The following is an 11,604-nucleotide window of genomic DNA, read 5'->3' on the forward strand; positions in this document are numbered from 1 at the left end:
AGGCCCCGGGCCGCTGTCAGGCGGGCATGGCGCTCTCGGCGTCGATCCGGGCAATGCGTTCGGCAAGATCCAGTTTGGGGCAGGTGCTGCAATAGTCGCCATCGCGCCTGCGGAAGTAGTGACAGCAGACCTGCCGGTCAACGGCGATGACCGGCTGCGCCGCGCGCTGCCAGGTCAGGTAGCCGCTGCGGCCCTGCAGGCCCAGCAGGTCCATCCATTCGATGGCCTGGCGCCGCGCCCAGTCATTGGCCTCGGCGCCATCGTCGTGGCGCGCGGCCAGCAGGGCATACAGCACGCAGTCGGCCTGCATGCTCTCGGCGGCGCGCGGGCTGACCCGCAGCACCTGGGTCAGCTCGCGGTAGAAGGTGGCGCAGATGTTGCGCAGCTGCGCGGCGGCGGCCTGCATGCGTTGGCGCAGGCAGGCGCGCAGGGGTTCGTGGCGGTCCAGCGTGTAGCCGATGATGAAGCCGTCGTCCGGCACCGGCTGGGTCATGCTCGAGAGGTCGGGCACGATCGCGCTGCGATGCGCGGCGATCACGCTCAGGTAGACGGGCTGCCAGATGAGCAGCCCCCAGCAGCGCAGGGCCAGATAGTGCGGCCCCGCTTCCGGATAGCGCTGCCCCCAGACATCGCGCAATTGCGCGATGGCCTGGGCGTTGTCGGCGCCCGGGCGGATGCCCGGGCCGGCCGCCGGCGCGACCTGGCCCGACAGCCCGGGCACCAGGCGGCCGGTCAGGTCCAGCAGATCGTCCAGGTCGCGGTTCACGCAAGCGCCCGCGCGGTGTCGGCCTGGCCCTGGCCCTGGCCCAGCCATTGCGGCCGGTAGGGGGCGATCGGGTTGGCCAGGTTGGGCGCCATCTGGAAGCTGCCGATGGGGTCGGCCAGGTTGACCATCTGCAGATTGTTGGCCAATTGCAGGCGGTTCAGGCACGAATGGATCATCTCGGGGGCGAACAGGTCGTACTGGCGGTACTTCTCCAGCCGTTCCGGATGCGCCTCCTGGTAGGCGGTGATGCGGCCGGCCACCAGTTTCCAGAAGGCGTCCTCGGCCATCACGCCGCTGTCGGCCAGCACCTGCGCCAGATGGCGGAAGTAGCCTTCGAACACGTCGACGAAGATGGTCAGCAGCTTGTATTCCTCGGGCACGTCGGCGGCCAGGCGGCGGGCGTTCTCGGGCAGCGCGGCGTGCGGATTGAGGATCGACGATTCCTCGGCGATGTCCTTCATGAAGGCGCGCACCGGCACATGGTCCTCGATCACCAGGATGACGTTCTCGCCGTGCGGCATGAACACCAGGTCGTGGGCGTAGAAGCAATGCACCAGCGGCGTGAGATAGGCGTCGACGTAGCGCTCCAGCCACGCGGCGGCGTCCAGGCCCGAGGCGCGGATCAGTTCCGGCAGCAGCGCGCCGCCTTGGGGGGCGACGTGCAGCAGCGCGGCCATGGTCATCAGGCGCTGGTTGGCGCCGATCAGCGCGGTGGGGTTTTCGCGCCACAGCGCCGAGAACATCTTCTTGTACGGCGTGTCGACCGAGATGGCGGCCTCGTAGTAGTAGTTGCGGAATCCCAGCGAGGCCGCTTCGCGCAGGATGGTGAAGCCGTTCCGGCGCAGCCACGGATCGGCCGAGATCAGCCCGTGCAGGTATTCGTTGATGGCCGGGGTGCCGGACATGTAGTAGGGCGACAGCCCGCGCATGAAGCCCATGTTCAGGATCGACAGCGAGGTCTTGACGTAGTGCTTGCCGGGCTGGCTGATGTTGTAGAAGGTGCGGATCGACTGCTGCGCCAGGTAGTCGTCATCGCCATAACCCAGGCACACGATCTTGCGCGTGGCCACATAGGGGGCGAAGGCCAGCGACAGCTTGTTGAACCATTGCCACGGATGCGAGGGCATGAGGAAGTAGTCGGCCGGATCCAGGCCCTGGTCGCGCAGCGTCTGGGTGTGGCGGGCGACGGTATCGGCGCCCAGCTCGTCGCGCAGCAGGCTGTCGTAGTCCATGGTGGACAGGCACGCGAAGTGGGCGTTGTCCTTGTGCACCGCCAGCCACATGACGCGGATCGGGCTGGCGCATTCCGGCGCGTAGACGTGGTAGTCCTCGGCGTCGAAGCCCAGGCGGCCGTTGTTGGCGACGAAGCTGGGGTGGCCTTCGATCATCGACGTCTCGATGGTCTGGTAGTCGGCCCGCGCCAGCTCGGCGGCCGGGGGCGCGGCGCGGGTGTGCTTGTAGGCGCTGCCGTGCAGCGTGCTGGTGATCTCGTCCAGGTAGATCGGCAGGCGGTCCTCGGGCATGCCGAGCTTGTCGCGGATCTCGATGACGAACTGCAGCGCGTCCAGCGGCGCGGGCGTGCCGGCCATGGTCTTGCTGATGGACTCGGGCGGGATGCGCCAGTGGCGCATGGCCATCAGCTGCGCGTCGAACCGGTATTCGGCGTGGCCGTCGGCCAGCACCAGGCGGTAGCGGTCGAAGCCGGGCGCCTCGGCCGGGCCCAGGCGCTCGGGTTCCAGCAACCATTCATGGGCGTATTCCGAGATGGCCTTCTTCACCAGCAGGCGGTTCACTTTCTCCCAGACCTCGGGGGCGAGGTGGCTGGCGATCTGGGCGGGGTGGGGCTGGGTGCTCATAGGGATGACTCCTGGAGTTGGGCCTGTTCAAACTGCTGCCGGGTGCAGAAGGCGATGCTGGCGGTCTTCTCGCGAAAACGCGCCTGGCCGGCGTAGACAAAACCCATGGCCAGGTTGAGCGCATGGATCTTGCGGTTGTTGCTGTCGGGTTCCACCACTACGCGGCGGGCCTGGAGGCGCTCGAACATGAAGCGCATCACGAAGGCGAGCACGTTGCGGCTGAAATTCGGGATGCGCACCCGCGGCGGGCCGATGAAGATGTGCATGCCCAGGTCGCCGGGCCGCACCTGATAGTGATCGCCGACCTGGTCGTAGGCAGGGTCGTAGCATTCCACCAGGAACGCCGGGCGGCCGTCGTGGCTGCCGAGCCAGGCGCCGGCGTGGCCGCTGTCGGCCAGCGCTTCATAGAACTCGCGCACCTGCGCGTCGGTGAAGGTCTGCATCGACCAGAAATGGGCGTAGTCCATCGCGAACCACTGGCGCAGCAGCGCGGCGTCGGTGGCCGGATCGAGCGGGCGCAGCGCCAGGCCGTGGCCCTCGTCATAGTGGTTGCGCGCGTGGCGGTCGATCTCGCCCAGGAAGGCGGCGGTCATGGTGATCATGGCGGCTCCTCGTGCGGTCGCGGGTCAGACCGTGGCGGCTCGATGGCCGTCCAGCATGGGCATCAGTTCCGGCGCCACGCCGCCGCGGCACGCCGCCACCGCCGGCTGCGGCGCGCGATGGCCGAGCACGCCGCTGGCGGGCGGACGGAAATCCTGCAGCGCGGTGCGCGGCTCGATCGCATAGTGTTCATGGCCGGTCAGCTCGCGCAGGATCTGCGAGTTGCGGTAGCAGCAGAAACCCAGGTCGGGATTGGTCACGCCATGGCTGAGCAGGCCGCTGTTCTGCACGAAGATCTCGTTGCCGCCGTGGTCGATGGTGTAGTTGCGCGCGATGCGGTAGCCGCCGTCCTCGGCCCAGGCGATGCGGTCGTTGATCGGGTTGACGCACGCGGGGATGCTGCGGGTGTAGCCGGTGGCCAGCACCAGGCCGTCGGCGGCGTGCGAGAACGCCTGGCCGGTGTCGACGTGGCGGAACTCCAGGTGGTAGCGTGCAGCGTGGCGGTCGTAGCGGCTGGCGCGCAGTTCGGCGTTGGTGAGCAGCGTGTAGCGGCGGTCGCCGTTGTGGATCTTCTCGTCCAGCAGGTCGTAGATCTGGTTGATGAGCGAGGCGTTGATGCCCTTGTACAGGCTGCTCTGTTCGGCCAGGATCTGGCGGCGGCGCGCTTCGGGCAGGTCGTAGAAGTAGTTGGTGTAGTCCGGCGAAATCAGTTCCAGCGTGAGCTTGGTGTTCTCCATCTGGAAAAAGCGCGGCGAGCGCGTGATCCAGGTGAGGCTGTAGTCGTGCTCGTCGCTGTCGCGCAGCAGGTCGTGGAAGACCTCGGCCGCGCTCTGCCCGCTGCCGACGATGGTGACCGACTGCCGGCGCTGCAACGCCTCCTTGTGGCGCAGGTACTCGGCGCTGTGCACATAGGGCGCCTCGCGCCGGTCGCAGCAGGCCGGCAGCACCGGTTGCGAGCCCAGGCCCAGCACCAGCTTGCGGCAGCGGACCATGAAGCGCTCGCCATTGATGCTGTGCTGGCCGGTGACCAGGTAGGTGTCGGTCTCGGGATCGTGCAGCACGCTCTGCACGTCGCTGTTGAAGCGCAGGTTGGGCAGGCGCGCGGCGACCCACTTGCAATAGCGGTTGTATTCGGCGCGCGTCAGGTAGTGGTTCTCGCGCATGTAGTACGAGTAGATGCGGCCGGTCTGTTTGCAGTAGTTCAGGTAGCTGTATTCGCTGCGCGGATCGGCCAGGCTGACCAGGTCCGCGAGGAACGGATTCTGCAGCGTGGACGCCTCGATCAGCATGCCGGGATGCCAGTCGAAGCCGGGCTTCTTGTCCAGGAACAGGGCGCGCACGCCAGGCAGCGGGGCCGACAGGCAGGCAAGGCTGAGGTTGAAGGGGCCTAGGCCGATCGCGACGAAGTCATAGATTTCACGGTTCATGATGCTGACGCCTTTTGCTGAGTCTGCGTTTCACAGGCGGCGCCCGGTCGGGGCGCCGCGGGACAGGGCCGGCCGTGGCGCCTAATCAGGCGGCACGGGACACGACGAGCGGGCCTGCCCATCCGTCCACCGCATCAACAAAGGATTTCCAGCGCCGGTATTGCACGAATCAAACATCTGAGTAGGTATGATTTTCATTTGCAATATAGACACTCTAGCAAATGGTTTTTTGGCGTGATGCGTTGCCAAAGCCAAGCAGGCGGCGACCATATGCAGGGTGGCGAAGCGCATAGGGACATGGCCGCCGCGCATAAGCTCATGCGGCGCGCCTGCCCGCGCCATGCCGGCGGGTTATGCTTGCCGCCATGTCAGATAAACCTCCTGTGCTCAGGCTGCGCGGCGTCTACAGCGAACGCCTGTCGCCCGTCAGCCTCGACCTCGCGGCGGGCGAGTGCGCCGCCATCACCGGCCCCTCGGGCTCGGGCAAATCCCTGCTGTTGCGCCAGGTGGCCGACCTCGATCCCGGCCATGGCGAAGTGGAACTGGACGGCGCGCCGCGCTCGGGCATGCGCGGCCATGCCTGGCGCCGCCAGGTGATCTACTGTCAGGCCGAGGCCGGCTGGTGGGACGACCACGTCGCGCCGCATTACACCGATGCGGCCCGCGCGGCCGAGCTGTTCCAGCGGCTGGGCCTGGCGCCCGGGAAAATGGACGCGCTGGTGCAGGAGCTCTCCACCGGCGAGCGCCAGCGCGCCGCCTTGGCGCGCGCCCTGGCGCTGGCGCCGCGGGCCCTGCTGCTGGACGAACCCACCGCCGCGCTCGATCCCGAGGCCACCGCGCGGGTCGAGACCGAGCTGCGGCGCTACCTCGACGGCGGCGCCGCCATCCTGATGGTGACGCACAATCCCGAGCAGGCGCGGCGCATGGCGCGGCGCGGCTGGCGCATGGAGCAGGGCAGGCTGGAGCCGCAATGGACGTGATCAAGCTGCAGGCGCTGGACCTGGTCATCGCCTCGCTGCTGGTGCTGCTGTCGGCCGGCATCTCATTCGCGCTGCGGCTGAACCTGCAACGCCAGGTGCTGTGGGCGGCATTGCGCACCGTGGTGCAGCTGCTGCTGGTCGGCCACATCCTGCGCATCGTGTTCGCGCACGCGGCGCCGTGGCTGACCGCGCTGGTGGTCGCCGTGATGATGGCGCTGGCGGCGCGCGAGGTCGCGGCCCGGCCCAAGGCCCGGCTGGCGCGCCATGGCAACGGCCAGGTGGGCGCGATGGCGGTGGTGGCCACCACGGTGGTGACCGCGCTGTTCATCCTCAGCACGGCGTTGCGGCCCGAGCCCTGGTACGACCCGCGCTACACCATTGCGCTGGTCGGCATCGTGCTCGGCAGCGTGCTGAACGCGGCCAGCCTGGCGCTGGACGGCGTGCTGTCGGGGGTGCGGCGCGACCGGCTGGCGATCGAGGCGCGCCTGTCGCTGGGCGCCACCGCGCACCAGGCCTTCGCCGCGCTGCTGCGCGAATCGGTGCGGCGCGGCATCGTGCCCAGCATCAACCAGATGTCGGCGGCCGGCATCATCACGCTGCCCGGCATCATGACCGGGCAGATCATCGCCGGCATGGATCCGATCGACGCGGCCAAGTACCAGATCCTGCTGATGTTCCTGCTGTGCGGCGCCAGCGGCATGGCCGCCATGGGCGCGGCCTACGGCGCCATGCGGCGGCTCACCGACGAGCGCGGCCGCCTGCGGCTGGACCGGCTGCTGGCCGAGCGCTAGCCCGCGCGCGGGTCCGCAGGCCGGCCCCATGGCGGCCGAGCCGGCCAAATTTGATGAAATATCGACGGGGCCCGCGGCATACTCGGCGTTTTCATCCGCGGGCCGGCAGCGCCGGCCGCCGCAACTAGGACCGGATCCGCATGAGTATTACCGAGCTGTTCTCGTGGCTGACCAGCGAGCAGGGCCTGATGGCGCTGCTGGCGCAGAACTGGGTGCTGGGCACCTGCATCATCGCCGCCATCGTGTTCATCGAGACCGGACTGGTGGTGATGCCGTTCCTGCCGGGCGACTCGCTGCTGTTCGCCGCCGGCGCCTTCCTGGGCCTGGCCGGCATCGATCCCATGATTTCATTGGCGGCGATCACCTTTGCCGCCATCGCTGGCGACGCGCTCAATTACGCCATCGCTTCGTCGCGCTGGGGGCAAAAACTGGCGCACAGCCGCTGGGTCAAGCCGGACCACCTGGAGCGCGCGCGCGACTATTTCGCCCGCTATGGCGCCATGACCATCACGGTGGCGCGCTTCGTGCCGATCGTGCGCACGCTGGCGCCGTTCGTGGCCGGGCTGTCGCAGATGCCGCGCCGCACCTTCTTCATCTACAACGTGGTCGGCGCCATCCTCTGGTGCGGCTCGATGCTGCTGGCGGGCTACTGGCTCGGCTCGATCGCCTGGGTGCGCGCCAATCTGCACTGGGTGTCGGTCATCATCATCGGCCTGTCGCTGATTCCGGTGGCGCTGCAGTGGCTGCAGATCCGCCGGGCGCGCAGGGTGTCGCAGGCCTGAGCGGCCCGGCATAAAACGCGGGCCAAAGAAAAAGCCGGCGGTTCCTTGCGGAACCGCCGGCTTTTTTGCGCCACCGGGCCAGGCGGCCCGGGGCGGGGGGCTTAGCCGATGTTGGCCAGCACCTGGTTCAGCGTGGCGCTGGGGCGCATGGCGCGGCTGGCCTTGTCTTCGTTCGGCTGGTAGTAGCCGCCGATGTCGACCGGCTTGCCCTGGGCGGCCTTGAGCTCTTCCAGGATCTTGGCTTCGCCTTGGACGAAGGCGGCCGCGGCCGGGGCGAACAGCGCGGCGAGCGCGCGGTCGTCGGTCTGCTCGGCCAGGGCCTGGGCCCAGTACGTCGCCAGGTAGAAGTGGCTGCCGCGGTTGTCCAGGCCGCCGACCTTGCGGTCGGGCGACTTGTTTTCGTCCAGGAACTTGGCGGTGGCCAGGTCCAGCGTCTTGCCCAGCACCAGGGCGCGGGCGTTGTCGTAGGCGCGGCCCAGGTGATCCAGCGAAGCGGCCAGGGCCATGAACTCGCCCAGCGAGTCCCAGCGCAGGAAGCCTTCTTCCAGGAACTGCTGCACGTGCTTGGGCGCCGAACCGCCGGCGCCGGTTTCGAACAGGCCGCCACCGGCGACCAGCGGCACGATCGACAGCATCTTGGCGCTGGTGCCCAGTTCCATGATGGGGAACAGGTCGGTCAGGTAGTCACGCAGCACGTTGCCGGTCACCGAGATGGTGTCCAGGCCTTCGCGGATGCGCTTGAGCGAGAACTTGGTGGCCTCGACCGGGGGCAGGATGCGCAGATCCAGGCCGTTGGTGTCGTGGTCGTTCAGGTACTGCTTGACCTTGGCGATGACCTGGGCGTCGTGGGCGCGCTTTTCGTCGAGCCAGAACACGGCCGGCGTCTGGCTGACGCGGGCGCGGGTGACGGCCAGCTTGACCCAGTCCTGGATCGCGGCGTCCTTGGTCTGGCACATGCGCCAGAGGTCGCCGGCCTCGACGGCCTGCTCCAGCAGCACCTTGCCCGAGGCGTCGGTGACGCGCACGGTGCCGGCGGCGGGGATGACGAAGGTCTTGTTGTGCGAGCCGTATTCCTCGGCGGCCTGGGCCATCAGGCCGACGTTGGGCACGCTGCCCATCGTGACCGGATTGAAGGCGCCGTGCTGCTTGCAGTCGTCGATGACGGCCTGGTAGACGCCGGCGTAGCAACGATCGGGGATGACGGCCTTGGCGTCCTGCAGCTTGCCTTCGGCGTTCCACATCTTGCCCGAGTCGCGGATCATGGCGGGCATGGAGGCGTCGACGATGACGTCGCTCGGCACGTGCAGGTTGGTGATGCCCTTGTCGGAGTTCACCATGGCCAGCTGCGGCAGCGTCTTGTAGGCGGCGTCGATGTCGGCGGTGATCGCGGCCTGCTGGTCGGCGGGCAGCGACTGGATCTTGGCGTACAGGTCGCCGATGCCGTTGTTGGGATCGAAGCCGGCCTGCTTGAGGACGGCGGCGTGCTTGGCCAGCACGTCCTTGTAGAACACGGACACCACGTGGCCGAAGATGACGGGGTCGGAGACCTTCATCATGGTGGCCTTCAGGTGCACCGAGAACAGCACGCCCTGGGCGCGCGCGTCGTCGATCTGGGCCTGCAGGAAGGTCTTGAGCTTGGCGGTCGACAGCACGGCGGCGTCGATGATCTCGCCGGCCTTGACCGGGGTCTTTTCCTTCAGGACGGTCTTGGCGCCATCGGCGGCGGTCAGTTCGATCTTGACGTCGCCGGCGTCGGCGATCAGGGCCGACTTTTCGGTGCCGTAGAAGTCGCCGCTGTCCATGTGCGCCACGTGCGACTTGGAGTCAGCCGTCCAGGCGCCCATCTTGTGCGGGTGCTTGCGGGCGTAGTTCTTGACCGACAGCGGGGCGCGGCGGTCGGAGTTGCCTTCGCGCAGCACGGGGTTGACGGCGCTGCCCTTGACCTTGTCGTAGCGCGCCTTGACGTCGCGCTCGGTGTCGTTGGCCGGGGCGTCCGGGTAGTCGGGCAGCTTGTAGCCTTGTTCCTGCAGTTCCTTGATGGCGGCCTTCAGCTGCGGCATCGAGGCGCTGATGTTCGGCAGCTTGATGATGTTGGCTTCGGGTTGCACCGCCAGGGCGCCCAGCTCGGCCAGGGCGTCGCCCAGCTTCTGGCTGTCATCCAGGTAGTCGGGGAACAGGGCGATGATGCGGCCCGCCAGGGAGATGTCGCGGGTCTCGACCGTGATGCCAGCGGACTTCGCGAAGGTCTGGACGATCGGCAGCAGGGAACGGGTTGCAAGCGCCGGAGCTTCGTCGGTGAGGGTATAGATAATCTTCGGAGTAAGAGACATGATCCTTGAATCTGTTCGGCGGTGGCGCTAGGCGCAAACCCGAACATGCTATGCGGCGTCAGCCGGTAGATGTTGTCGAGAGTGGGTTCGTATGGGCAGACCCGGGCCAGGCCCCGATCGGCTCAACATGGCGCCGCCCGTCCTTTATTGCTGGTCCAATTGCCCGACCGCCTGGAAAGTGCGAGTGCCACGAACCAAACATTGTAATACTGTGGCCCGCCCGGCGGGCGCGGAAATGGGCGCCAATCGTCCGCGGGCCGTGCGTTTGGGGCCGAAAAACCGGATTTTTCCCCCAGGAATGGCGCCAAATCGGCGCAACCTGCTGGTATCGGCCTGCAAGTATTGGCTAATATTCGGCAACTTCCCGCGCCGCCTGGCGGGCGGGAAAGCGCGGGGCGCCGGATGACGATGGGCGTTGTACAGCCCCGGCGTGGAGGGATGCATGCGGTTTGGCAATCTGTTGTTCGATCCGAAGTTTCGCTACGCCAGCCGTACCGATGGCAAGACGATCCATTTCACGCCGGTCGAGAGCGCGGCCCTGTCGCTGCTCACCGGACACGTTGGCCAGATCCTGCCGCGCCAGCGCCTGCTGGACGCGACCCAGCGCGGTGACGCCGAAGCGCTCGAGCGCAGCGTGGACCTGCTCATCAACCGCCTGCGCGGCAAGCTTGGCGATTCGGCCCGCGCGCCGCGCTTCATCGCCACCAGCTATGGCGAGGGCTACAGCTGGGTCGCCGCGCGCGAGGCGGGGCCGGGCGGCGACGTCTACGTCGCCATCGGCCCGGCGGCCGGCCCCGAGGCCCTGCGCGCCGAGCCGCGCGTGCGGGCCTTCCTGACCGATCTGGCCGGCGCCCTGCGGGCGCGGCTGCCGAGCGAGCGCGGCGTCAGCCTGTTGTCGCTGGCGGCCGCCAACGAAGCCGGCGCGCCGTTCCGTGTCGAGGTCGGGCTGCGCCAGGACGACGCCGGGGTGCATTGCGCCGTGGTGCTGCGCGAAGCCGCCAGCGGCGCCGCGCTGCGCGCCGAGCGCTGGACCATCGCGCCGACCGACGAGGCCGAGGTCGGCCGCACCGCCGCCGCGACGTTCGCCGCCGCCATCAAGAGCGAGATCTGGCGCAACCTGGCGCGCGCCCGGGGCGGCGTGGCCGGCCCCACCGACGAACCGATCGAGCTGCGCCTGCATCGCGCCGCCGTGCTCCTGTCGCGCACTCCGCAGAGCTGGCTCGAATCGGAGGCCGAGCTCAGCAAGCTGCGCGCCGAGCAGCCCGAGGATCCGCAGACGGCGCTGATGTGGGCTTCGCACCTGTATTCCCGGCTGGTGCTGGACCTGTCGGCCGATCCGGCCGCGCTGGAGCCGCAGATCGAGGCGCTGGTGTTCCAGGCGCTGCCGCACGTGCGCGACAACCCGATGCTGGCGCTGGCGGCCGCCAAGCTGCTGTGCTTCGTCAGCCACGGGCATCTGGAACTGGCCGAGGCGCTGGCCGAGGAGGCCTTCGCCCGCAGCACCGCGTTCGCGTCGGCCTTCGCGGTGCTGGGCCAGCTGCGGCTGAACCGCGGGCGCCTGCGGGAGGCCATCGATTACTTCGACCAGGGCATCGAGCTGGCCGAGGCCGGCTCGGAGTTCCAGGTGTTCCTGATGGTGCTCAAGTGCACCACGCTGCTGGCGCTGGACGACCGCCAGGCCTGCCTGACGGCCTGCGAGACGCTGTACCGGACCAAGCCCCTGACGCGGGCGCAGATGGGCCTGTTCCTGTCCTCGCCCGACGAGGTGCTGCCGGACGACCTGCGCCAGATCCTGCTGACGCTGGACGCGGGCCTGCTGCGCCGGCTGCTGGCGCACTTCGAATACCTGTTCGTGCGGCGGGTGCCGGACGCGGCCGGCAGGAAGAACATGTTCCGCGGCGTGCTGGCGCAGCTGGCGAAGCACCGGCCGATCGATGACTTGCCGCCGCAGGTGGGCGCCTATCTGTAGGCCCCCGGTGCAGGCGCCCTGTGCGGGCACCTCCCAAGCCCGCATCCGTGCAGGCCGGCCGCAAGCGCGCCGGAAAGGCCGATTTGACAAACGGCCGCGCATG

General features: G+C 68.5%; 9 protein-coding genes. 4 read left to right on the forward strand and 5 right to left on the reverse strand.

Annotated features, from left to right (window positions below; all coding sequences use genetic code 11):
- Positions 1-16 precede the first annotated feature (16 nt).
- Genes AOZ53_RS12700 through AOZ53_RS12715 form a run of 4 tightly spaced genes read right to left on the reverse strand, consistent with a single transcriptional unit; the run spans position 17 to position 4,649 of the window.
- Positions 17-814 (reverse strand): siderophore ferric iron reductase, encoded by a 798-nt coding sequence (locus tag AOZ53_RS12700; protein ID WP_054488039.1) that lies wholly within the window; start codon positions 812-814, stop codon positions 17-19.
- Positions 763-2,622 carry an IucA/IucC family protein gene (locus AOZ53_RS12705; RefSeq protein WP_054488041.1) on the reverse strand — a complete coding sequence of 620 codons (1,860 nt, stop codon included), beginning with the start codon at positions 2,620-2,622 and terminating at the stop codon, positions 763-765. Before AOZ53_RS12705 ends, AOZ53_RS12700 begins: the two co-directional genes overlap by 52 nt.
- The gene (locus AOZ53_RS12710; RefSeq protein WP_054430509.1) at positions 2,619-3,224 is read right to left on the reverse strand and encodes a GNAT family N-acetyltransferase; all 606 of its coding nucleotides are present in this window, start codon (positions 3,222-3,224) and stop codon (positions 2,619-2,621) included. The genes AOZ53_RS12705 and AOZ53_RS12710 overlap by 4 nt, the downstream gene beginning before the upstream one ends.
- A gap of 24 nt (positions 3,225-3,248) precedes the next feature.
- Positions 3,249-4,649 (reverse strand): lysine N(6)-hydroxylase/L-ornithine N(5)-oxygenase family protein, encoded by a 1,401-nt coding sequence (locus AOZ53_RS12715; RefSeq protein ID WP_054488042.1) that lies wholly within the window; start codon positions 4,647-4,649, stop codon positions 3,249-3,251.
- Between the two features lie 365 nt (positions 4,650-5,014).
- On the opposite strand from AOZ53_RS12715, the gene AOZ53_RS12720 reads away from it, so the two are divergent.
- From AOZ53_RS12720 to AOZ53_RS12730, 3 genes are all read left to right on the forward strand, one after another.
- Positions 5,015-5,629: an ABC transporter ATP-binding protein gene (locus tag AOZ53_RS12720; RefSeq protein WP_231689832.1), complete on the forward strand. Its 615-nt coding sequence runs from the start codon at positions 5,015-5,017 to the stop codon at positions 5,627-5,629.
- Positions 5,620-6,420 carry an ABC transporter permease gene (gene fetB / locus AOZ53_RS12725; RefSeq protein ID WP_054488044.1) on the forward strand — a complete coding sequence of 267 codons (801 nt, stop codon included), beginning with the start codon at positions 5,620-5,622 and terminating at the stop codon, positions 6,418-6,420. The genes AOZ53_RS12720 and fetB overlap by 10 nt, the downstream gene beginning before the upstream one ends.
- Before the next feature lie 140 nt (positions 6,421-6,560).
- The gene (locus AOZ53_RS12730; protein ID WP_054430506.1) at positions 6,561-7,202 is read left to right on the forward strand and encodes a VTT domain-containing protein; all 642 of its coding nucleotides are present in this window, start codon (positions 6,561-6,563) and stop codon (positions 7,200-7,202) included.
- A gap of 101 nt (positions 7,203-7,303) precedes the next feature.
- On the opposite strand, the gene AOZ53_RS12735 is transcribed toward AOZ53_RS12730, so the two are convergent.
- Complete coding sequence (locus AOZ53_RS12735) at positions 7,304-9,532, reverse strand: NADP-dependent isocitrate dehydrogenase (RefSeq protein WP_054430505.1); 2,229 nt, start codon at positions 9,530-9,532, stop codon at positions 7,304-7,306.
- Between the two features lie 442 nt (positions 9,533-9,974).
- Between AOZ53_RS12735 and AOZ53_RS12740 the strand changes: the two genes are divergently transcribed.
- Positions 9,975-11,501, forward strand: a complete 1,527-nt coding sequence (locus AOZ53_RS12740; RefSeq protein ID WP_054488045.1) for a winged helix-turn-helix domain-containing protein — start codon at positions 9,975-9,977, stop codon at positions 11,499-11,501.
- Positions 11,502-11,604: the final 103 nt, after the last annotated feature.

Origin of the sequence: Achromobacter sp. 2789STDY5608621, from assembly GCF_001299375.1 — a bacterium.
Lineage (GTDB): Bacteria > Pseudomonadota > Gammaproteobacteria > Burkholderiales > Burkholderiaceae_B > Achromobacter > Achromobacter insuavis.